The sequence below is a fragment of the Flammeovirga yaeyamensis genome (assembly GCF_018736045.1).
GTDB classification, from domain to species: Bacteria; Bacteroidota; Bacteroidia; order Cytophagales; family Flammeovirgaceae; genus Flammeovirga; species Flammeovirga yaeyamensis.
In genome coordinates this window covers 4,621,915-4,645,070 of sequence record NZ_CP076132.1, presented here as the reverse complement: position 1 = coordinate 4,645,070, position 23,156 = coordinate 4,621,915, and the positions used below count along the sequence as shown (strand labels likewise).

Annotated in this window: 15 protein-coding genes and 3 tRNA genes; 8 read left to right on the top strand and 10 right to left on the bottom strand. The window is 36.1% G+C overall.

Translation table 11 applies throughout. The annotated features are described in order from the left end of the window. Positions 1–196 precede the first annotated feature (196 nt). The 5 genes from KMW28_RS18495 (at position 197) to KMW28_RS18475 (ending at position 9,995) form a co-directional block, all read left to right on the top strand. Positions 197–6,451: a methyl-accepting chemotaxis protein gene (locus KMW28_RS18495; protein WP_169666792.1), complete on the top strand. Its 6,255-nt coding sequence runs from the start codon at positions 197–199 to the stop codon at positions 6,449–6,451. 74 nt (positions 6,452–6,525) lie between these two features. Further along, positions 6,526–7,080, top strand: coding sequence for a chemotaxis protein CheW (locus tag KMW28_RS18490; RefSeq protein ID WP_066212045.1), 555 nt, complete (start codon positions 6,526–6,528; stop codon positions 7,078–7,080). 31 nt (positions 7,081–7,111) lie between these two features. After that, positions 7,112–7,471 carry a response regulator gene (locus KMW28_RS18485; protein WP_066212046.1) on the top strand — a complete coding sequence of 120 codons (360 nt, stop codon included), beginning with the start codon at positions 7,112–7,114 and terminating at the stop codon, positions 7,469–7,471. Positions 7,472–7,494: 23 nt separating this feature from the next. Continuing rightward, positions 7,495–9,300, top strand: coding sequence for a chemotaxis protein CheA (locus tag KMW28_RS18480; protein WP_169666795.1), 1,806 nt, complete (start codon positions 7,495–7,497; stop codon positions 9,298–9,300). A gap of 17 nt (positions 9,301–9,317) precedes the next feature. Beyond that, the gene (locus KMW28_RS18475) at positions 9,318–9,995 is read left to right on the top strand and encodes a chemotaxis protein CheC (RefSeq protein ID WP_169666798.1); all 678 of its coding nucleotides are present in this window, start codon (positions 9,318–9,320) and stop codon (positions 9,993–9,995) included. A 16-nt stretch (positions 9,996–10,011) separates the two neighbouring features. Here KMW28_RS18475 and KMW28_RS18470 read toward each other — a convergent pair whose 3' ends face one another. The 6 genes from KMW28_RS18470 to KMW28_RS18445 form a co-directional block, all read right to left on the bottom strand. Further along, positions 10,012–10,515, bottom strand: coding sequence for a methylated-DNA--[protein]-cysteine S-methyltransferase (locus KMW28_RS18470; protein ID WP_205958235.1), 504 nt, complete (start codon positions 10,513–10,515; stop codon positions 10,012–10,014). Between the two features lie 68 nt (positions 10,516–10,583). Further along, positions 10,584–12,206, bottom strand: coding sequence for an apolipoprotein N-acyltransferase (lnt, locus tag KMW28_RS18465; protein WP_169666801.1), 1,623 nt, complete (start codon positions 12,204–12,206; stop codon positions 10,584–10,586). After that, positions 12,203–12,928, bottom strand: coding sequence for a 16S rRNA (cytidine(1402)-2'-O)-methyltransferase (gene rsmI, locus KMW28_RS18460; protein ID WP_169666804.1), 726 nt, complete (start codon positions 12,926–12,928; stop codon positions 12,203–12,205). The genes lnt and rsmI overlap by 4 nt, the downstream gene beginning before the upstream one ends. A gap of 291 nt (positions 12,929–13,219) precedes the next feature. Next, complete coding sequence (locus tag KMW28_RS18455; RefSeq protein ID WP_066212054.1) at positions 13,220–14,191, bottom strand: AAA family ATPase; 972 nt, start codon at positions 14,189–14,191, stop codon at positions 13,220–13,222. Positions 14,192–14,542: 351 nt separating this feature from the next. Then, on the bottom strand, positions 14,543–14,689 hold the full coding sequence (locus tag KMW28_RS18450) for a hypothetical protein (RefSeq protein WP_169666807.1): 147 nt from the start codon (positions 14,687–14,689) through the stop codon (positions 14,543–14,545). 165 nt (positions 14,690–14,854) lie between these two features. Next, positions 14,855–16,087, bottom strand: a complete 1,233-nt coding sequence (locus KMW28_RS18445; RefSeq protein ID WP_169666810.1) for a hypothetical protein — start codon at positions 16,085–16,087, stop codon at positions 14,855–14,857. Between the two features lie 388 nt (positions 16,088–16,475). On the opposite strand from KMW28_RS18445, the gene KMW28_RS18440 reads away from it, so the two are divergent. Genes KMW28_RS18440 through KMW28_RS18430 form a run of 3 tightly spaced genes read left to right on the top strand, consistent with a single transcriptional unit; the run spans position 16,476 to position 21,959 of the window. Further along, complete coding sequence (locus KMW28_RS18440; RefSeq protein ID WP_169666813.1) at positions 16,476–17,690, top strand: hypothetical protein; 1,215 nt, start codon at positions 16,476–16,478, stop codon at positions 17,688–17,690. Between the two features lies 1 nt (position 17,691). Beyond that, positions 17,692–18,243 (top strand): condensin complex protein MksE, encoded by a 552-nt coding sequence (locus KMW28_RS18435; RefSeq protein ID WP_066212060.1) that lies wholly within the window; start codon positions 17,692–17,694, stop codon positions 18,241–18,243. Further along, positions 18,240–21,959, top strand: a complete 3,720-nt coding sequence (locus tag KMW28_RS18430; RefSeq protein ID WP_169666815.1) for an ATP-binding protein — start codon at positions 18,240–18,242, stop codon at positions 21,957–21,959. Before KMW28_RS18435 ends, KMW28_RS18430 begins: the two co-directional genes overlap by 4 nt. Before the next feature lie 109 nt (positions 21,960–22,068). On the opposite strand, the gene KMW28_RS18425 is transcribed toward KMW28_RS18430, so the two are convergent. The 4 genes from KMW28_RS18425 to KMW28_RS18410 form a co-directional block, all read right to left on the bottom strand. Next, positions 22,069–22,141 (bottom strand) — tRNA-Phe (locus KMW28_RS18425). A 37-nt stretch (positions 22,142–22,178) separates the two neighbouring features. Then, positions 22,179–22,251, bottom strand: a tRNA-Phe gene (locus KMW28_RS18420). 39 nt (positions 22,252–22,290) lie between these two features. After that, positions 22,291–22,363: transfer RNA gene (locus KMW28_RS18415), tRNA-Phe, on the bottom strand. A gap of 134 nt (positions 22,364–22,497) precedes the next feature. Further along, a complete protein-coding gene (locus KMW28_RS18410; protein WP_169666817.1) occupies positions 22,498–23,136 on the bottom strand; it encodes a SprT-like domain-containing protein in 639 nt (212 codons plus the stop codon). Positions 23,137–23,156 lie beyond the last annotated feature (20 nt).

The following is a 23,156-nucleotide window of genomic DNA, read 5'->3' as shown; positions in this document are numbered from 1 at the left end:
TTGGTTAGTAGTCTACTAACTCTTATTACTATTTCAGAGATGATGACATTGTTAGCTGGAAAATAAAAAATGTCCTTATCATCCAGATAATTAAATTAAAGTTTAACTATTGTATTTAATTCTGTAACGGATCCTAAATAACCCATTGCTCAGATCCAATCATGTTACATCAAAATACCCAATAACTATCTAAATAATGGCACTTGGAGATAACATCAAGAAAGATCGTCTATTAAGTAAAGACGATGCCTCTGCAGGTAACGGACGTCCTAAGAAATTCTTTGAAGGAGCTGCAGAATTACAAAAAGAAATACATCAACTTAAAGCAAAATTAAAAGCATTTGATAAAGCTGCTTTACTTGCAGAAACAGCCCCCGATGGCACAATCGTTTCCTGTAATAATCATTTTGCAAGTACTTTTGGATACTCTTCCAAGGAGCTTTTAAATGAACCATTATCAAAATTACTGTCACCAGATACACCACAGAATTTTGCAGAAAGTGTTTTATCTATTCTTGGTAAAGGAGAAACCTATACAGGTACGCTCAATAATGTAACAAAAGAGGGTGACCCTGTATGGTTGGAGGTGACTATCTCTCCAATCTTAGACGATGAAAAACGTATCATACGCTACCTGATGTTAGGTATGGATGTTACTGAGGTGATGTCTAAGGAAAAAGAGTTTGCCAACATTCAATCCGAATTGGATTCAAGAGTAAATATTTTTAATACTGCAGCTTTGGTATCAGAAACTGATTTATATGGTACCATCACTTTTGCTAATGAGACCTTTGCAAAATTATCAGGTTATACTCCAGAAGAATTAATAGGTAAACCACACTCCATTGTTCGTCACCCTGCAAATCCAAAATCACTATTTAAAGAATTATGGGATAAAGTTCAGAATGGACAGATTTTCCAAGGGACGTATAGAAATTTGGCCAAAGATGGATCTCACTATTGGGTACAAGCTACCATTGCTCCAGTGCTTGATAATAATGGAAAACCTGTAAAATATATTGGGGTACGTTTCGATGTAACCAAACAAATTGATCAGGAAAATGAAATGCAAGCTGTTCAGGAAGTAATTTCTGAATCAACTGGCGTGCTAACCTTAGATCTAGATGAAAACATTATTGAGGCCAACGATCATATTTCTAAAATCTTAGGTTATTCAAGTGTTGAAGATATCATAGGTAAACAACATTCCTCATTAGTACCGAATGAACCTGAACACCTAGGTATTGAGAAAGACAGAAAGAAAAGTTTAAAAAGAGGTGAGTTTTATAAAAATACCTTTAAAAGATTAGATGCTCAAGGAAGAACAAAATGGTTGGAAGGTACTTATAATGTAATTAAAGATTTCGATGGCAATAACACAAAGATCATCGCTTACCTTCAAGATGTAACCGCTCGTCGTTTAGCCAATTCAGATAATCGCGGTAAAATCGCAGCGATTGATGAATCATACATGAGAGTAGAGTTTGATTTAGATAAAACCATTCTCGATTGTAACGATCTCTTTGCTGAGGGTACCGGTTATCCTAAAGAGCAATTAATAGGGGCTTCTCATAAAATGCTTGTTGAAGAAAGCTACGGAAATTCTAAAGAGTATGAAGATTTCTGGGCAAAGCTAGGAAGAGGTGAATCCGATAAAAACGTTTACAAAAGAGTAGTAGCTGGTGGTAAAGAAGTATTTTTACAAGCAACTTATTCACCAGTAAGAGATCATGATGGTAATATTTACAAGATTGTGAAAATTGCTGAAGATGTAACTGCAAGAAGATTGACTAACGCAGATAACCGTGGTAAGATTGCGGCTATCGATAACAGTTATATGAGAGTAGAATTTGATTTAGAACGTCATATTCTAGATTGTAACGATCTTTTTGCAGAAGGGGTAGGCTTCTCTAAAGATGAACTTATTGGACTTGATCATATCAACTTAGTTGATGAAGAATACGGCAAATCAAAAGAATATGCCGATTTCTGGAATAATCTAAGGAAAGGACAATTTGATAAGAACGTCTATAAACGTAAGATAGCAGGCGGTAAGGAAATTTGGTTGCAAGCTACTTATAACCCAATTAAAGATGCCGATGGAAATGTCTATAAAGTGGTGAAAATCTGTGAGGATGTTACTGAAAGAAGAACCAATAACGCCGATAACCGAGGTAAGATTGCCGCTATCGATAATAGTTACATGAGAGTAGAATTTGATCTGGAACGTCATATTCTCGATTGTAATGATCTTTTTGCAGAAGGTGTTGGTTTCACAAAAGAAGAATTAATTGGTTTAGACCATATTAATTTAGTTGATGAAGAATATGGTAAATCAAAGGATTATGCCGATTTCTGGAACAAATTAAGAAGAGGCGAATTTGATAAAAACGTCTACAAGCGTAAAGTAGCAGGCGGAAGAGAAATTTGGTTACAAGCCACTTATAACCCAATCAAAGATGCTGAAGGTAATGTGTACAAGATTGTAAAAATCTGTGAGGATGTTACTGAAAGAAGAACCAATAATGCAGATAACCGTGGTAAGATTGCGGCTATCGATAATAGTTACATGAGAGTAGAATTTGATTTAGAACGTCATATTCTTGATTGTAATGATTTGTTCGCAGAAGGAGTTGGTTTCTCTAAAGATGAATTGATTGGTCTCGATCATATTAATTTGGTAGATGAAACTTACGGTAAATCAAAAGAGTACGCCGATTTCTGGGATAAGTTACGAAAAGGTCAATTTGATAAAAACATCTACAAACGTAAAGTAGCAGGAGGAAAAGAAATCTGGCTACAGGCAACATACAATCCTATTAAAGATGCAGAGGGCAATGTTTATAAAGTAGTAAAAATCTGTGAGGATGTAACCGAAAGACGTTTAGCGAATGCAGACAACAGAGGTAAAATTGCCGCGATTGACGTGAGTTACATGAGAGTTGAATTTGATTTAAATAGAAGAATAATCGAATGCAACGATATGTTTGCCGAAGTGGTAGGCTTCTCAAAAGATCAATTAATAGGTATTGACCATAAAGAGTTAGTAGGCGACAGTTACGGTAACTCTCAAGAATATGAAAACTTCTGGAAAAAATTAAGAAATGGTAATTTTGAAAAAGGGGTATTCAAACGTTTTGCAAATGGAGGAGCTGAAGTTTGGTTACAAGCTACCTATAACCCAATTCGAGATCAGGAAGGAAATATCTACAAGATTGTAAAAATTGCGGAAGATGTAACCGAACGTCGATTGAATAACTCTGAAAACAGAGCCAAGATCAAAGCAATAAACGAGGTGCAAGCAGTAGTAGAGTTTGATTTAAATGGATACATTCAAGATTGTAACGATTTATTTATCCAAACAACTCAATACTCTAAAGACGAATTGCTTGGTAAACACCATAGAATGTTAGTAGAAGAAAGCTATGCTAAATCTATAGAATACGAAAGGCTATGGGAAAAACTCAACCAAGGTGTAAACGATGAAGGTGTTTATAGAAGAGTTCGAAAAGATGGATCGATCATGTGGTTACAAGCAAACTATAATCCAATATTCGACTTAAATAATCAAGCATATAAAGTAATCAAATATGCAACTGATATTACCGATCAGGTAGAGACACAAAGAAGAGCAGATGCCTTAAAGAACGAATTAGAGTCTAGAGTAAATGCCTTTAACTCTGCCGCTCTAATGTCGGAAACAGATTTGCATGGTACGATTACTTTTGCCAACGAAACATTCGCTTCTTTATCTGGATATACGGTAGATGAGTTGATTGGTAAACCTCACAACATTGTACGACATCCATCTACACCTAAAGAAGTATTTAAAGATCTTTGGGAGACCATTCAGTCAGGTAGAGTATTTAAAGTACAATACCGTAACAAGAAGAAAAATGGTGGTTATTACTGGGTAGATGCAACCATTGCACCGGTACTTGATATTGATGGAAAACCAATTAAGTTTATTGGTATTCGTTTCGATATTACGGAACAAATGGACAATAAAGTCGAAAAAGATGGTGTTGATGAAGCTATCTCGAAATCATCAGGTGTATTAGAATTAAGTATGGATGGCGATGTGATTTCTGCCAACGACACAATTTTAGAAAACTTAGAATACAACGAAGGAGAACTTCTTGGAGTTCCTCACGATACACTTGTTCCAGTAGATCAGGATGCCACCCTCAAAAATAAAGAGCTGTGGGCAAAATTACAGAAAGGACAATATGTAGTAGATTCCTTTAAACGTGTGACCAAAGAAGGCAAAGAAGTTTGGCTGGAAGGTTCTTACAATCCAATTCAAGATTACGATGGAAACTACGTGAAGATTGTCGCTTACTTACAGGATATTACTCAAAGAAGAATTCAAAATGCAGATAACCGTGGTAAGATTGCAGCCATTGATGCTTCCTACATGCGTGTAGAGTTTGATTTGACTGGTAATATCATGGACTGTAACGATATCTTTAGTAGAAATACGGAATACAGTAGAGAAGAATTAATCGGTTCTCACCATAGTATGTTTGTTGATAAGGTCTATGGCGATTCTCAAGAATACAAGCAGTTCTGGGAGAAACTCGGAAGAGGAGAGTTCGATAGAAATGTATATAAACGATATACTAAATCTGGAAAAGAGGTATGGTTACAAGCCACCTATAACCCAGTACGAGACCATGATGGTAACTTCTATAAAGTAGTAAAAATTGCAGAGGATGTAACACAAAGACGTTTAGCCAATGCAGAAAACCGAGGTAAGATTAACGCCATCCTCAAGGCACAAGGAGTGGTAGAGTTCGATATGAATGGAAACATTCTTACAGCCAATGATAACTTCTTATCTCTAACAGGTTATACTTTGGAAGAGGTACAAGGTAAACACCATAGAATGTTTGTAAGTAACGAAGATGCCAATAGCTTCGAGTACAAACAGTTCTGGGAGAAACTTAGAAATGGTGAACACGATGCGGGTGAATATCAAAGAGTAAGTAAAACAGGAGATCCTGTTTGGCTACAAGCTACCTATAACCCAATTATGGACGATGACGGTAACTTATTCAAAGTAGTAAAATACGCATCAGACGTCACAGAGTTTAAATCAGCATATGTAGCACTATCCGAATTCCTGGATGAGCTAGCTAAAGGTAATTTCGATGCGAAGATAGATATTGGTAATATCAATATGGACTCTGATATTGGTCGTATGATTGATAATAACCGATCATTAAGAGATAACCTGAAGAAGTTTATTAACGAGATTAACCGAGTAGTACATATTGCCGGTAATCAAGGACGATTGGATGAACGACTAGAGATTGCTGGTGCACAAGGAGCATGGCATGAATTGACCGAAGCCTTTAACAACTTACTAAGCTCTATTTCTGAACCAATTTTAGAATTCCAATCACTAACGAAGAGTTTATCGAAAGGAGATCTTTCACAACGATTCGTGGGTAAATCAGCCGGTGATATTAAACAAATGGCTGATGGTCTAAACGACGCCCTAGACAACCTTCAGACACTACTATTAGAAATTGAAGGAATGTCGAATACGGTAGCAGGATCATCAGAGGCCATGAAAGATAAGTTCGGTATCATGGATAAATCAACAACCACAGTGGTAGACGCCATTCAAGGAATTAACGCTGGTATGTTGGAACAGGTATCTAGAACGGACGAATCTTCTCAGTTGGTAGATCAGATTTTGAAAGCAGCCGATGATACAGGGAATAAGGCACATGTCATTAACCGATCGGCTGAATCTGGTATGGAATCTTGTCAGAACGGTATGCAGATTGTCAAACACTTGGTAGAAAACATGAATGCGATAGAAAACTCGGCAGGGTCTACATCCAATTCAATTGAAGTCTTGGCAAAACGATCAGAAGAGATCTCAAGAGCACTAACAGTAATTACTGATATCGCCTCACAAACCAATCTACTCGCCCTAAACGCAGCAATTGAGGCCGCAAGAGCCGGTGAAGCAGGTAGAGGTTTCGCAGTTGTAGCCGAAGAGATTAGGAAACTTGCAGAGGATTCAAGACAATCAGCCGGTGGTATTGAGAAGGTAATTCAAGACGTTCAAAAAGACGTTGGATTAGCAACGAAAGCCATAGACAAAATGGAAGAAGCAGTAAAAGTCGGAAACGGTGCAACGAAAGACGCTTCTGAAGTATTTAAAACAATTCTTGATTCATCTGAAGAAACACTTAACCTATCAAAAGATGTATTGGAAGCGACAGAAACGCAAAAGTCATCTATTGACTCAGTCGTACAAAACATCGATAAGATTGTAGTGGTATCTGAAGACACGGCAGCAGGAACCAAAAACGTGGCCGGTGTTGCAGATGAAATGTCAGAATCTGTAAAAGAAATGGGTGAAACTTCGGAACAATTGAACGAAGTGGCTGCTCAGCTGAAATCAGGTGTAAGTAAATTTAAATTGAAATAATGAAGTCCAGAAAAGTTGATGATATACCTGTCATCATCAACTTTCCTGGCTATTAATACCCAGAAACAACTATTATGAACCTTGAAGAACCAAATGGAGTAACGCCTTCACCTTCTTTACCAGAGGAAAATGCTTCTCCTGTGGAATTGAACCGTATTGATACGGACGATCAGGAAAAGAAAAGTAATATTATTGTTTTTAGATTAGGTGAAGAGGAGTATGGGTTGCACATCGATCAGATTAAAGAAGTCGTGATTACCCCAAGAATTACAAAAGTTCCTTTAACTCCTTCCTACGTGAAAGGAGTGGCGAATATTAGAGGTAATATTTTAGCAATAATAGATCTAGAAGATAAGTTTGCATTAAGTAATACCATAAGTGAAACAAGTGGGTATACATTAGTTGTAGAAAGCCATGAGTACAACATGGCAATTCTAGTAAAAGATGTACCTAATACCTTATCAGTTAGCGATAACGACATAGATTATTCTCCCTCGGTGGTCGCCGATATGCAAGGAGAACAAGACTATATTAATGGAATAATAAAAATTGGAGAACGTTTAATCATTCTAATTGACATCTTTAAAATCATTACAAAAGAAGACCTTAAACCCGTATTGGGAACTTAAGGAAACTGTTTGATGATTAAATTTTAATATCATGGCAAGAAAAGTTTTAATCGTAGACGACTCATTGTATATGCGTTCCATAATCAAAGACGCACTAGAAAATGCCGGATACGAAGTTATTGGACAAGCTTCTAATGGAGTAGAAGCAATTGATTTAGCACTTGATACAGAACCTGATTTAATTACCCTTGATAATATTCTTCCAGATATGCTAGGGTTGGATATCCTGAAAACACTCAAAGAAGAAGAATTGGAATCAAAAATTATTATGATCAGTGCTGTAGGACAACAGTCTGTTGTAGACGAAGGAATGAACCTAGGCTTGGATAGCTACTTGGTAAAACCTTTTACACCAGAACAGTTGACCGATGCAATCAATCAAATAATGTAATAGACGATTAAGTTAGGGAAGGGATGAACCAAGAAGAACTAAAACAGATATTTCTTGCTGAAGCGGAAGCCAGTTTTGAGGAATTGAACAGGCTATTTACTCAGCTCGAAAAAAATATAACTGATAGAGAAGCCACAGAAGCTATCTTCAGAATTATTCATACGCTAAAAGGTAATGCTGCAGCGATGGGATTCGAAGATATAGCTGCTATTGGTCATCTATTAGAAGATATCTTCAGCGAAATCCGTAAAGGAAAAATTGTTCTAACTTCCATGGTATTTAATGATCTCTTTAAAGCGATAGATAAGCTTGGAGAGATGATTGATGGCATAAAAGCAGAGAAAAAAGTACCATACAAAGGACTAAGAGCAAAACTGAAAGTAATTCTAAGAAACCTTAAAGGTGAAATAGAATACAAAGCGACACAAGGAGGGGAATCTTCAGAAGAAAAAGACAAGGCATTAGATGCAATTTTAGCCTCTAAAGTCGAGATGAAAGAAGAAACCGTAGAAGCTTCAGCCTTGCAAGAACAACCTGTTCCAATAGGTGTTCCTTTAGCCGAAGAATTTGATGATGAAAGTAAAAGTGAAGACAAAAAGGCAAAAATCACTTTCTCTGATTTTGTTCAAGTTCCAGTAAGTAAACTAGATACACTTCTGAACTTAGTTGGGGAATTAGCTATCGAAAAAGATAGAATAATTGCTCAAGGAGCAAGTTTTGGGACAACCAATGAGTATACTAGACTCTATAGAATCACATCAGATTTACAATATTCTGTAATGGGAGTGCGCTTGGTACAAGTTGGTGCCTTATTTCATAAGTTCCATAGAATTGTTCGTGATGTAGCTACTCTTGAAGGAAAGAAAGTAAACCTGAAACTTGAAGGAACAGAAATTGAAATTGATCGTAATGTACTTCAGATCATTTCAGATTCTATGATTCATTTGGTAAGAAATGCAGTGAGTCATGGAATTGAAAGTCCAGAAGAGAGAAAGAAAAAAGGAAAAAAAGAAGAAGGTAATATTCTTCTAAGAGCATCATCAGATAAAGAATATGTAATCATCGAAGTAATTGATGATGGAAATGGAGTAGATGCTAAAAAAATCAGGAAAAAAGTCCTAGAAAAGAACTTAGCATCAAGAGAAGCATTATCCGCATTATCAGATGATGATGTCGTGAAATTTATCTTCGAACCAGGCTTTTCTAGTGTCGATAATGTCACTTCCGTAAGTGGACGTGGAGTTGGAATGGATGTGGTTAAAAAGGCAGTAGATTCTGTTGGTGGTAAGATAAATACCAAAACCATATTGGGACATGGAACAACTTTTAGTTTGAGTTTACCAAGTTCTATGGCCGTAAAATCTGCATTGTTATTTGTAGTAAATGAAGTAGAATATGCCATACCTCTATCATTTACTGAAGCAGTAATTTCCGTTAAAAAATCGGCCATTCATAAAGTGGGAAATGGATTAGTAACCACACATTTGGAGGAGACGATTTCAGTGATGTTCCTAAAGGATATTTTTGATTGTGCCAACAACGAAGAGTTATTAGAACCTCATCTTCTCCACAAATCATTTGATCAAATTGATGATCAAGTATCTAAAATTAATATAGTGGTAGTATCAGTAGATAATCGAATGATTGGTTTTGTTGTAGATAGACTACTACAACAAAAAGAAATAATCGAGAAACCACTTGGAAAACCGGTTGAAAATGCGAGATTTATAAGTGGAGCCACCATACTAGGAAACGGTAATGTTTGCTTAGTTTTAGATGCCAACGACATCTCAGAATTCTTATTCAAACCAACATTTGCAACAGTTTAAAATAGTAAAAGATTGTCATGACTCAATCCCAATTTTCAGTAGAGAATACCTATCTAATTAATGATATAACTAACATTGCCCTCGGAAATGTTGCCCAGTCTTTGTCTACCGTAATGAAAGATGAAATCATAATAAGGAATGTTCAAGAAGTTAAGTCTTTAGATAATGACACCTTACTTGGTAAAGAGAACAATGGTAACGTTTATGTTTTAACCACCAATATTATTGGGGATATGAATGCCCATACTATGCTTCTTATTCATGCAGAAGATGAACAAGGGATCATAGAGAAAATACTACCTACTTCTGAATGGGGTAAAAAAGAAATGAGGGAAGCAATGCTGATGGAACTAGATAATATTCTTATTGCAGCATTTGTGACCAAATTGGCCAACTTATTCAACAATAAGATCTATGGCCATGTACCAAGTATCAAAGAAATGAACTCTTCACAGTTTGAAGAACAAATCAAGCAAGTAGAAGCTGAAACGAATATTTCTTATGCTTTAAAAGCTGAGCTAGCCGCCTTTAAATCGAGAGTAAAACTAGATTTAGTATGTGTTTTTGATGAAAGCTTGGTACCTACAGTAAATAACTTTGATATTGATAAAGCATTTGTGGGACATCAAGAAGAAACCCAGCAAAAAGATTGTGGAGATAGTAAAAAAGGCTTCTTTAAAAGTATTTTCGGTTAATAAAGAGTCCTTGATATCAAAACATGCTTAATTGTTCATGCCCGTATTTAGTGTGCCCCTCATGTTGCAAAAGCCACTTTTTACGACCAATACCACCTGCATATCCTGTAAGCGATCCATCACTTCCTATCACTCTATGGCAGGGTATAGCCAAAGCAATAGGATTTTGACCATTTGCAGCACCAACAGCACGAATTGCTTTTGGATTACCAATACGCTCAGAAATATCAAGATAAGAAACTACTGTACCGTATTTAATTTTACAAAGCTCTTTCCAAACTGTCTTTTGAAAAGTGGTTCCTTGTAAATCCAATGGAAACTCAAATCCCAATTTACTTTCTCCATTAAAGTACTGATCAATCCATTCTATCGCCTCCATTGTGTGGGGGTTTGTTAGATCATTCAATACTTCCTCATTTTCATCAAGGAATCTGATAGAAGAAACACCTTTAGAGGTCGCTTCAACAACGATCAAGCCTATCGGGCTTTCAATATAATCTCTAAAAATTGTGGTTTTCATCACCCTATAATAAATACTTAGAAGAAGTACAACCACTAGAATTAGACTCCTCTAGTGGTTGTAAACCATTATAATTTATTCGATTTATTTCTTACAAAACCAATGACCAACATAGTTACCGCCAATACACTAGCAATACGAGCTATAAAATCTCCATATTCAGAATAGATAGTCATTTTTTTGTTGATATGAACGTTTCCTTTTTCAACACCCATTTCGCCATAAGCGATAGGGTCAAGAATATCTCCTCTTTGATTAATGAAACACGATATACCTGTATTTGCCGAACGAGCGATACTTTTTCTAGTTTCTATCGCTCTAAGTGATGAAAACGCAAGGTGTTGAGTATGTCCAGGAGTGTCATTCCACCAACCATCGTTCGTAATGACTGTTAAGAAATCAGCACCATTTTGAACATATTCAGTCACATACTCACCATAAACAGATTCGTAACAGATAATCGGACCAACATTAATAGCTCCATTGTTAAATACATCTCTATCCTCTTGCCTTCCTAATCCTCCAGAACTTCCTCCGAAGTTTAAGATGATAGGTTTTAAGATTTCAGGGAATGGTATAGTTTCTACACCAATGACCAATTGAGATTTATGATAGAATTCCAAAGAATCTTTTTGATGAAAACGAATGCCTGTGTTGAATACATCATAGTAACCAATTCTCTCTGAATGACGGGCAGTTTCTGATTCAGGCGTTTCACCGTAAATTTTATAAGTATCTGCACCAGTAACCAAAGTAGCATTTGGATACTTCTGCATCATTTTATTGACCAATTGTACCTCACCGGAAGCATCAGGATGTTTCTCATCGATACTCTGACTGATGGATGTTTCAGGCCAAAAGATAAATTTAGTATTTGGAGTAATTTCTTTTTCCGTCAACTCAATCATGCGAGCGACTTGCTTTCTTGGAGAGATATACGTCTTTGTATTTTGTTCTCCCGTTCTAGCATTGTACCTGAACTTCTCCGAATAACAGTCAATATTAGGTTGTACAACCACTGTTTCGATCTCAGTACCTTCTTCCTCATAGGTGTAATACAAGTATAATGAGAAGGTGATAGGTATCGTTAAATAGAAGAAAATAGAAACTATTTTTCTACCACTCACCATAAAACTGAAGAAGTAGATATTCAGCATTAATATCCAAAGTGTACCACCAAAAGCACCAGTATATTCATACCATTGAGCTAGTTTTGGAGTGTAGCTTAATACATTTCCAATGTTTAACCAAGGCCAAGAGAAATCCCAATGCATATGTAAATACTCAAAAGCGATCATCCAGCAAACAAAGTCTAGATGGAAGTATTTTCCTTTTGATATTTTTCTAGTATGATGATAAGCCAATACAGGCAATGCCATTAAAGCTGCATTTGCTCCCCATGCACCAAAAGTAGCCCAAGCAGAAGCATACCAAAGCCACCAGTAAGCAGTAACATTAAAAATAAATAAGGTGATGAAAGAGAAGAAATATACTTTCCACCCTTTGTACTTTTTATCGCTAATGCTAATTACCCTTTCAATTTCTAACAAAGGAACATAGCCAATAAATACAAGCGGCAAAGCACCATGCCACGATAATCCCAAGAAAAGGCCGCTAATTAATGCCATTAGCCATAAATACCATTTCTTAGAAGAGTTTGCTTGAATGAAGTCGTAGATTAATTTTCTCATGCTTCGTCTTTGTATTTGTACTTATTTCCTTTTGGTTTCTTTTCAATTTTCTTTCCTTCAACCACTACAACGATTTCCCCTTTTGGCGGTACTTCGGTATAATGTTGAGCCAATTCCTCTAAAGTCCCTCTTTTGGTATCCTCATGAAGTTTAGATAATTCTCTAGATACAGAGGCCTTTCTATCAGGTTCCCATGCAGTAGACAATTGTTCTAAAAACTTCACCAATCGGTGAGGAGATTCATAAAAAATCATGGTACGTTGTTCCTCTGCTAACTCTTGAATTTTAGTCTGACGTCCTTTCTTATGTGGAAGGAAACCTTCAAAAGTAAAACGATCCGCAGGTAAACCAGAGTTGACCAAAGCAGGTACAAATGCAGTCGCTCCAGGTAGTGTTTCTACACGGATATCAGCTTCCCCACATGCTCTAACTAACATATAGCCAGGATCTGATATTACCGGAGTTCCAGCATCAGAAACTAAGGCGATTTTCTCTCCACTTTTTAATCTTTTGATCAAGCCTTCTACCGTTTTATGCTCGTTAAAAGCATGATGACTTTGCAGGTTACTTTTGATCTCAAAGTGCTTTAAAAGTTTACCAGTATTTCTAGTGTCTTCAGCTAGAATGGTATCGACCTCATTAAGAATTCTCAATGCTCTAGCCGTAATATCTTCTAAGTTACCAATCGGAGTGGGAACGATGTATAATGTAGTTTCTTCCATAATATTTTAACAGTATGTAAAAATAGAAAGAATTAAGCTGTAATACATTTGAAATTGGGAAAAGTTATATTATTATTTTTTTAACTAATCAAGGCAGAATTGAAGAGCATAGCCAAGCTACGTGATGAAATTCTAACGCTGAGTAGTCAAAAAAAGAAGGTTTAAAACTTCCAATTTTGATTGTATAATAGCTTACTTAATGTTGACATAAAAAATGCCACCTCAAAAAAATGAAGTGGCATAAAATGTATTCTAATTGAGCATGTTAATCTTAGCTCAATGATTTGTTCACTACTTTGAAATTTTTACTTTATTCAAAATAGAATCAATAATCTGTTTCGTAGAGATATTATCAGCTTCCGCCTCATAGTTTAAGATGATACGGTGGTTCAATACATCATAAGCAATCTCTTTAATATCTTCTGGAAGAACATAGTCTCTACCATCGAAGAAGGCAATTGCTTTAGCCGCTCTATGCAGGTTGATTGATGCACGAGGAGAAACACCAAACTGAATGTATTGTGCTTCTTCTTGTAAACCGTACTCATTAGGGAAACGAGTAGCGAAAATCAAATCAATAATATATTGTTCTAAGCTTTCGTTTACTTTCACATCATTGATAGCGTCACGAATAGCAAAAATATCATCTTTAGAAAGGATAGATCTTACTGAATCATCAAACGATTGGTTCGACATTCTTCTCATCACTTCCAACTCATCCTCTTTACGAGGGTAGTTGATGTACACTTTCAACATAAAACGGTCGACTTGTGCTTCAGGAAGTGGATAAGTACCTTCTTGTTCAACTGGGTTTTGAGTAGCCAATACCAAGAATGGACGATCCAATTTGTAAGTCGTCTCACCAATAGTTACTTGCTTCTCTTGCATTGCCTCAAGAAGTGCAGCTTGTACTTTGGCAGGAGAACGGTTCACCTCATCCGCTAATACTAGGTTAGAGAAAACAGGACCTTTCTTTACCTCAAACTTACCTTCTCTTTGGTTGTAAATCATAGTACCAACTAAATCAGATGGAAGCAAGTCAGGGGTAAACTGAATACGTTGGAAATCTAAGTCCAATACATTAGAAAGTGTATTTACTGTTAATGTTTTTGCCAAACCAGGAACACCCTCTAATAAAACGTGGCCATTAGTAAATAGACCTATCAATAAACGATTGACCATATAATCTTGGCCAACTACTACTTTTCCTACTTCTGAAATTACCTCATGAATTTTATCATGAAGAACTTTATGATCTGTCATATGATTACAAAAACGTTTGTTTTCTTCTTTATCAATTGTGTATAGTACGCAATTTACATGATGTGTTCAATAATTATTGATAATCAAAACATACTAAAGAATTTTTAACTTTTACTAACATAGAACAATCCATAATAGGCCTAAAAACAAAAAAGTGCCAAGTTGTATCTCGGCACTTTTAATATCGAACTTCATTTTTTTCTATAAATAAGAAGCTCGAACGAGGTTGGTTTGCTTTTAGTTATTTAATTGATAATTAATGCGGTTGTGTTTTGATTGTGTTGTTAACCTATTTTTATATGTAATTTAATTGTTAGTCCAATTCATTTCAATTCATACTTTATTTTCATCTCATTCCATTGTTGGTAAGTTGTTAGCCTCTTGAGGAGGAGTTGTTTGTTGTTTCTGCTCCTTACCATTCACGTTGCTATTTGATAATCCTAGTAATATTACCACGATTAATAGAACAAAAATGGCATATAATTTATGTGATTTCATTCCGTTTTTGGCATTAATTAATTTTCTTAATACAAATATGGGTAGAAAATACACTTCTGTAGCTGATGCTTGTTAATACTAAAAGATGATTGTTGTCAATAAATGCAAAAAACCTCCAATAACTGTAAATTATTGGAGGTTTTGTTGTGTTCAACCGGGTGCGGATTAATTTAATTTTCCTAAGCCATTGATCACGCCATCAGCGTTTTCGAAAATGGTTTGTACATTTCCATCTACTTTGATGTTTGATAATACAGATTTACCGTTATGTTGACCAGTACCCCATACAACACTTTCTCCAAGATTATTTGTACTAATGATATGAGGGTTGATGCCAGTCAATTGATTTAAATATTGAGGAGAGTAATCGTTGATATTAATCTTTACGATTGATCCTCTACCCACAGTATTAATACCACCAACTAATAAATGGTCTAAAGATTTATCAGCAGTTCTAAAATTAACTATTTGATAATCCTCTAAAGATGTAATTAAAATCTCTCTGCTTTCATCATCGTTCACCAATTCGTAAATTTCATTACAACCAATGCCAAGGATTTTATTCTCATATTTAAATAAACCATTTATACCACAAGACAGAACAAAATTATTATTACCATAAGGAAGAACGTCTAAAGTTTGTGTGTTTACTAAGTAAACTGCAGTTTCCTTGTCGCTGGCATCTGGAGTGTAGTAGAACAATTCGTTTTCGTTTAGTCCAGGCCAAACAAGGGTTACACCAATTCTTTCAACAGCATCAATTTTTCTAGACGAACCATTGTGTACCGTGTATAGGTGAACTTCTACTTTATTGCCCACATTGGCTGTGTACAAGATGTTACCTTTAGGATCGGCAGTAATTTTCATGATATCACCATCATGTGCTGTTTGAATATGATTTTCGATTAATTCAGATGCTCCATCTGAAATTGCAAAAGAGTAGATTTTATGATCACTTCCTAAATAGATAATACCTCTAGAAGTTTCGATAAACTGATCTGTAAAGAATTTATAGTGGTTGATTGGTCTAGCATTCTCCATTAAGAAAGCATTACCATTACGAGAATCAATGATATAGTTTTCAACACCTTGGAAACTTAAAAACTGGAATTTCTCATTGATTTTAAATACCTCATCCGGGTAATATTTAGGAGATGTGGGATCACCAAAGTTATTGATGTATTCTACAGTGTCGATTTCATTATCATTCTTTACTTTGTAAAGCGTTCTGTTAAGACCACCCGTGACATGGTTTGGCCCAATAAAAATACTCGATGCATAGCTTAAATCGATACTTTTAATGACTTCTTGTGGGGAATAATGTTCATCGTTTTTTGAACATGAAACCGTTAAGATTAGTATCGCAATGATGCCTGATAGATTAGTTTGTAATTTCATTTTGTTGATAAATTGTTGGTTTAGTTTTCAATTACTCAGTCAATTTAATTCCTGACTGCAACTGAATAACACTTGGGGGTGGGATAACCCCTACTCATAGTTTTATTATTTATCGTAAAAATGAGGCTTTTAACATCTTATATAATAAAGTGTTTTTCTTTGTTATCAAACCTTGCGCTCGTTTAACAAAAAACGCTTAGATTTAATTAATTATAATAAATGTTTGAAGGTGTATCAGATAGTAAGCTTGGAATAAAAATAAACTACTTCATTTTTTATATGAGAGAAGTGAAAAAACTCTTCAATTACTTGCAAAAAATGGATCAAAATCATTAATTATAAAGTTCTAGTTGATGAGCTATTCATCATGATAATAAACCAACGATAAGTGGCAGATATACAAACAGCTGATGAATTAATACGCGAACTTTACAGGCATCGAAAAGTGATCAACCATCTCTTTAAGAGGAAAAGTGCATCTTTTGATGAACTCACTGAGATCGCAGACGGTAAAGAGAAAGAAATTCTTCAAGCCAAAGCAAGAGGGATGATTTCTTTACAAGAAGGGGAGCCTGCCCGTTTGGAAGAACGCTTATTAAATTTTGTCGAGGATTTCCTGGAAATCAACGAAGATATTAGAAACTATGAGGTTGATGAATCTATCAGAATTCTGAAAAAAAACATTTACCTCTACGAAATAGATGAAGATAGCCGAGAAAGAGAACGCTACCTTCACCGTATCAAAAGATATTTGATGAGTATCGGTAGAGTAATTCGTAAGAATGCCGGTACGCTGAACAACTTGGTGAAGCAGGAATACAAAACTGCCTCATCGATTGAGTTGAAGAGAGTCAAAATTGAGGACCATAACGAACAAGCCGAGAAACTACTTGGATTGATTAAGAACGCAGAAGAACTTTTAGAAAATGCATTTTTTAGAGTCGTTCCTGATGAAGGGCTACGTTTGATCGTGAATGAACTGAAAGGCACTCACCTGACAATGGCAAGACATAACCTGATTGCCTTGAGACAGGAGATTGTAAGGTTCATTAATCAGATCGCAGAACTTGATCGTCAACACAAGAAAATTATCCAACTTAAAAAGTTGAGAGACCTCTATGAACTGGAAGTTAGAACGAATGTGGAAGAAGTTTTCGCTCACGAAAATGCTTTATTCTTCGATACTCAGCTTCGTTTCCAAACACATTTGGATCTAGAATATTTAAGAGGGGATGACGGTTTGGATATCATCGAAAGAGTAGCTTTAAGAAGACAGCATAAAATTAGAATGCAGCTTCAAGCAGAATTGGATATCGATGGCGATTTATTGGATCCTCAACAGCAAACTATGCTTCACGTCGATTTTGCAAAACTGAAAAGAGCCTTCTTCCTTCAAGACAACGATCTCCTTTCTTTTGTAAAGTCTTATGATTTTGGAGAAAAAATGGACGAAGATCAGTTGATCAAAATCTATTGTCAGGTGGCCTTGATTTTTGAAGACGAGATGGATTTCGGCTTAGCAGAAAATCCATTTGATCCTGCCCGACAAGTAGAAGAGAATGGAAAACAGTTTGCTTTTATCCGACCAAAAGAAAAAAAATAACATGAATATAGATCATACAAGTACCAGAAGAGTATTTGAATTATTGAGTAGAGGGCAGTTTTTAAGTGCCAATGCCATTAAGCCAGATATTCGAAAATTGTACGACCAAGTAGACGAATATTTTAGTGGTTTCGAAAGTGTTTACGCACCGCTAGGCTTTCATTTAAAGAAAGGAAATAATTATTACTACTTCTCCAGAGAAGGTGGTCGTCAGACGATTGAGGAGAAGATCGAACGTTTTTATAAATATATCGATCGCTTGGCTTTCTTTGCCACATTTGCCCCAGGGTTTGGTGAGGGTATGAGGTTTTACATCAAAGACATTGTGCATAAATGCAATGTGGAGACTGACCTTAACGATCAACTGCAGCGATTATCATCAGATAAAAGCATTTCGACTCACGATAAAGTGAGAGATCTAGTAGAAGAAATGAGAAGACAGGGTTTTATGGATTGTGAGGACGATGAAAACGAAGGCTTCATTGTTTTATCATCTTATAACTACTTAAAAGATATTGTCGATTTAATTGATATTGATCCTACCAACGAATGAATACAACAGTAACACCAAAAAGATATTTGAACAAGCTTGTACTTATTAAAAGTGCAGGTTTTGATTATGCAGAAGTTGATCTTGGTGGAAATATTCACTTTGTAGGATCAAATGGCTTTGGTAAAACGACAGTGCTTCGTGCCGTGTTGTTTTTCTATCACGCCACTTCGGAAAAAAGAGAATTGGGCATTAAAGAACAGCAGATGTCATTCTCTGAATATTATTTCCAAGACTTGAATGCTCGTCTGATTTACGAAATCGTGACTCCTAGAGGAAAGCACTGTTTGATGGTGTATAAATCGGGTGGCCGTCTTCGTTTCAGATTTATTGATGCAGCTTACGATAAAGATTATTTTATCCGAGATCGTAAAGCATGTAGTCATGATGAGGTCCTGGAAAACGTGACCGAAAAGTCAGTAATGGTCTCCGATGAGATCAGAAGATTTGCTGATTTACGAAAGGTGATTTATGGTGTGAGTCGCTATAATGCACAGTTTAGCCTGTTGAAACCATCTGCAGGTGTGAAAAGTCAGCATGTAGAAGGTATTCCAAAAGCGATCACGAATATTTTCCGTTCGTCTGGATTGAAATCGGATTATATCAAAAGAGCCATTGCAGAGGCCGCTTCAGCCGACTTCGAAATGCAACCTATCTCTTTAGAAACTATCGCCAATTTTATTCATGAATTTGACGATCAGTTAACCGATTTTGAAGACTTCGAAAAGAATAAAGCAGGTGCTGAGGAAATTGTTTCTTTAGAAGCAGAGATCAATCAGCAACTGAATTACCAAAAACGTTTGGCACATCAAATTGGTGGTGGCGTAGCTTTGGCTCAGAAACATTTGGCAGATAGCGAACGACTTCTTGCAGAGATGCAGGAGGAAGAAAATGCGATGAAAGCTAAATACGAAAAGGCTGAAAATACATATCAAACAAAAACGGCGGAGGTCAATCAAGAACTTGGGGAGACGAAAGCGACACTCAAGGAAATTGAAAGGAGAGAAAAGGAATATCAATCGATCTCTATCGATGGAACGGCTTACACAGTTGATCAATTATTGGAATTGAGTACGGAAGGTCCTCGATTGAATGATCAGTTGGCTTATCAACAAGAGGTAAAACAAATGTTGGTGGCTAAAACAGTAGAGGTTGAGCATTTGATAGAGGAACAGAAGAAATCTCTTCTATCGAAATATTCTACAAGAAAGAACGAGTTCAACGAAGAGAAGCAACAGCAAAGAGAGCAGTTGCATGCTCAAAAGGACAAGTTTACTTCAGAAAAACAACAGGCTTTAGAAGAGCTTCGAAATAAATATTTTGCTCAGGAAGAGGAGTTGAGAAACGAATTGGATGAAGCAAAAGAGATTAGAACAAGAGCATCCGTAGCTTTAGAAATGGAAAAGGAGAAAGATTTTTCGAAGTCTTTATTGATGGAAAGTAATACCAAAAGGGTGAAACTATCTCAAGAAATTTCTGATCTAAAGCACAACATTTCTGAAACGGAACACGATATTGCGAATACCAAAGAACGTAAGCGTTTGGAGGAGCAGATTATCCGTAAAGAAGCGATGAGTCAGCAAGCTGAGTTGGAAAGACAAGTCACTTTGATTTCTGATGAGGTAGAAGAATGGAAAGTACGTCAAGAGAATTATGAAGGTACATTAAGAGCCTTTTTAGATCAGAATAAATCCGATTGGGCAGAAACAATTGGTAAGGTATGTGACGAGAATCTATTGTCTAGAAAAGACTTGAACCCTCAGATAGTAGACGGTTCTTCTTTTTATGGAATTGATTTGGATACCTCTTCTTTAGTGGCTCAGGTAACAGCAACTGATCACATTGCTTCCACATTGGAGCAAAAGAAAAACCAGTTAAAATCAGCCAAAGAAAATTTGGATGATCTTGACTCGGTGGTAGATCAAAAAGTTGCTAAGTTATTAGAATCGTCTTCAAAGAAACTTTCTAGATTGGAGCAGAAGCTTTCGGAGTTTAATCAAAAACTCGAAGAATTTGAAGGTGATCTTCAAAAAGCGAGAGAGCAAGAAGCATCGATCATCAGCAAAGCGGACGAAATGAAAGAAGACGCACTTGTTGAGTTGAGAAGAAAGCTTCGTATTGCATCAGAAAATTGCGAATTGATCGAGGGTAAATTATCAGACTTAAAAGATGATAAGTGGTCGAGAGAAAGAGAAACATCTGATGTCTTCAATAATAAAATCAATACTGTGGTTTCAGAAATTGAAGCCAATATTGCTACGCTTGAAAAGGAATGGTCGGCCTATCAAAACGATCATGATAAGCGATTAAGGCAGTTGGAAGAGGAACGTAAAGGTCTTCTGGAAGAAAAAGGTATTGATACGGGTAAACTCGATGAGGTAGAAGAGGAAATCCAAATGTTGATCAAAAAGCTGAAGCAAGTTGAGCAGGCACAAATGATCAAAAGGGATTATGAGAAAGATAAAGTTTACTATTTAGATAAAGCGGAGGAAATAAGAAATCAGCTGAAACATCAAGAAAAAGAAATTGAGAAACTGAAAGCAGCATACGATCAGGCTGTGGAGGAATACGAAGAGCAACTCAATCATCTTGATGATAAGCGAGACAATTACCGTCGAACTAAAGATCAGTCAAATCATCTATTAAAGCAATATAAAGCGGCAAGAGAGGAGGACGAACAAGCTTACGAACGTTTAAAGAAATATTTAGACGAAGGAGCAGATGCAGTTAATGAGGCAGAGATTAATGACTCTGATTTATCATTTTTACTGACAGAGTTGAGAAAGTCTTTAAAAGAAAGAGGACGTTTAACTTCATCATTTAAATCGAAGGGACAAATTTTTACGGGAGTTTTCAGAAAAGATAATCACTTAAAAATCCCAACGCTTTACGCACAGTCTTCACTTCAGGAATTCACTTATTTGGCAAAGAATATTCTTCCAAGCCTATTGGATGGAGAACGTTTGGATCATATGAGGGATCAGCTGGAGAAGCAGCACAGAGAAATTATTAGTTCAGTGGCACGTCAGGTGAAGGATTTATCTGATACTTCAGACTTGATTAAAAAGATTGTTAGAGAGATTAATAATAGCTTCGCAAGAAGTAATTTCGTAGGTGTAGTTAAATCCATTGAATTGGAATACAATGAGAACAATACACCTTTACTGACCACTTTAAAGAAGATTTATCGACTAAATGAGGATGTCTCATTCTCAGATCAAGGAGATATCTTTAAAGTGAATGTGAATGCAAGTGCTAAAGATTCACGTCAGTCTGTCCAATTATTGAAGGACTTGAGAAGAGTGATCCGAGATCACAATCAGAAGCAAATTACTTTGGAAGATACATTCATGTTGAGATTCCGAGTAATCGAAAATAATAATGATACAGGTTGGGTGGAGAAGTTATCAAATGTAGGTTCTGAAGGTACTGACGTATTGGTGAAATCCATGATCTACATTACGCTACTAACGGTATTCCAAGAAAATGCCTACAAAGAGCAGAACGATTACTTTGTACACTGTGTAATTGATGAGGTAGGTAAATTATCCGATCGTTATTTACGAGATCTGATTCATTATACTTCCTCTAAAAATATCCGATTAATCTTCGGTTCACCAAACGAAAACGATCCATCGATATACGATCATGTATTGAAACTGGAAAGAAGTAGTAAAACCAACAAAGCCAGTGTGGTGAAGTTGGTGAGTGAGATGTAAAAAATAGAAAACCCCATGACCTCGAAAAGGCATGGGGTTTTATTGTAATCTCACCTACAATATCTTTTTGACAAAAAAAAGACTCACAAAAATGCGAGTCTTTCTGTTGTGGTGTTGGGCGGATTCGAACCGCCGACACACGGATTTTCAGTCCGATGCTCTACCAACTGAGCTACAACACCGGGAAACAGTTTAGAGTCTTGTTTATCCTTAGACTTGTGGTGTTGGGCGGATTCGAACCGCCGACACACGGATTTTCAGTCCGATGCTCTACCAACTGAGCTACAACACCGGGAAACATGTTTATAGTCTTGTTTAACCTTAGACTTTGTGGTGTTGGGCGGATTCGAACCGCCGACACACGGATTTTCAGTCCGATGCTCTACCAACTGAGCTACAACACCCTCCTGCTTCAGTGACCGTTTTTGTTTAAAGCGATGCAAAAGTGCGTAAAAAAGTTCGTTATGCCAAACTTTATGTAGAATATTCTACTAAAAATATCTCAAATAAATTTTAATTCGATTTGAAGAGATTTTGATTAAACCAAGCTAACTTTAGCTAAGGAATTGATTCTAAATTGCTTTCCTGTCGATTTCTCGGTGCAGAGGTAATACTTCCTTAATTTTTTATTTCTGATAAAAATTCCATGATTTTCTAAAATAAAGGCATCGCCATCGTTTAAATCATCTAGAAAAAGAGTTTCATTTTCATTTTCTTCCGCTTTATCGTACTTCATCAAAGCCTTTTTTAGTTGTACATCATTACCACTTGAGGCTGACGGTTTCTTTCGATGTCTAGTAACGGCTTCAATTAAATCTTCTGGAAATACATTATGATTCAATAAAAGTTGAAGAAAGTTACCAAATTGTTGTTTCCATTCCTTTCCGTGTGGAGCTACTTTATTTTGAAATTGATCCCAAACAACCAAATGAGCTACTTCATGAGCAAAAGTGATTGCAAACTGATAGGGGTTTAAACTATGATTGATACTAATTTTATGTCCATGTCCTCTTTGTGGAGGTCTATAGTCACCTAACCGCGTTTTCCTTTCCTTGGTAATCTTTACATGAATCTTATAATGTAAAATCCAATCAGCAAAAATTATGGCAGCTTGTTTTGGAGTGTATTTCGATAAACTATCAACAATGTCCTGATGTGAAACATTATTTTTACTCATACTTCACTAGAATTATAGAA

What these genes read in the sequence shown, in the direction of transcription:
- KMW28_RS18485 (WP_066212046.1), top strand. Translation starts at nt 7,112, where the DNA reads ATGGCAAGAAAAGTTTTAATCGTAGACGACTCATTGTATATGCGTTCC.
- KMW28_RS18430 (WP_169666815.1), top strand. Translation starts at nt 18,240, where the DNA reads ATGAATACAACAGTAACACCAAAAAGATATTTGAACAAGCTTGTACTT.
- KMW28_RS18495 (WP_169666792.1), top strand. Translation starts at nt 197, where the DNA reads ATGGCACTTGGAGATAACATCAAGAAAGATCGTCTATTAAGTAAAGAC.
- KMW28_RS18410 (WP_169666817.1), bottom strand. Translation starts at nt 23,136, where the DNA reads ATGAGTAAAAATAATGTTTCACATCAGGACATTGTTGATAGTTTATCG.
- KMW28_RS18455 (WP_066212054.1), bottom strand. Translation starts at nt 14,191, where the DNA reads ATGACAGATCATAAAGTTCTTCATGATAAAATTCATGAGGTAATTTCA.
- KMW28_RS18450 (WP_169666807.1), bottom strand. Translation starts at nt 14,689, where the DNA reads ATGAAATCACATAAATTATATGCCATTTTTGTTCTATTAATCGTGGTA.
- KMW28_RS18435 (WP_066212060.1), top strand. Translation starts at nt 17,692, where the DNA reads ATGAATATAGATCATACAAGTACCAGAAGAGTATTTGAATTATTGAGT.
- lnt (WP_169666801.1), bottom strand. Translation starts at nt 12,206, where the DNA reads ATGAGAAAATTAATCTACGACTTCATTCAAGCAAACTCTTCTAAGAAA.
- KMW28_RS18490 (WP_066212045.1), top strand. Translation starts at nt 6,526, where the DNA reads ATGAACCTTGAAGAACCAAATGGAGTAACGCCTTCACCTTCTTTACCA.
- KMW28_RS18445 (WP_169666810.1), bottom strand. Translation starts at nt 16,087, where the DNA reads ATGAAATTACAAACTAATCTATCAGGCATCATTGCGATACTAATCTTA.
- KMW28_RS18470 (WP_205958235.1), bottom strand. Translation starts at nt 10,515, where the DNA reads ATGAAAACCACAATTTTTAGAGATTATATTGAAAGCCCGATAGGCTTG.
- rsmI (WP_169666804.1), bottom strand. Translation starts at nt 12,928, where the DNA reads ATGGAAGAAACTACATTATACATCGTTCCCACTCCGATTGGTAACTTA.
- KMW28_RS18475 (WP_169666798.1), top strand. Translation starts at nt 9,318, where the DNA reads ATGACTCAATCCCAATTTTCAGTAGAGAATACCTATCTAATTAATGAT.
- KMW28_RS18480 (WP_169666795.1), top strand. Translation starts at nt 7,495, where the DNA reads ATGAACCAAGAAGAACTAAAACAGATATTTCTTGCTGAAGCGGAAGCC.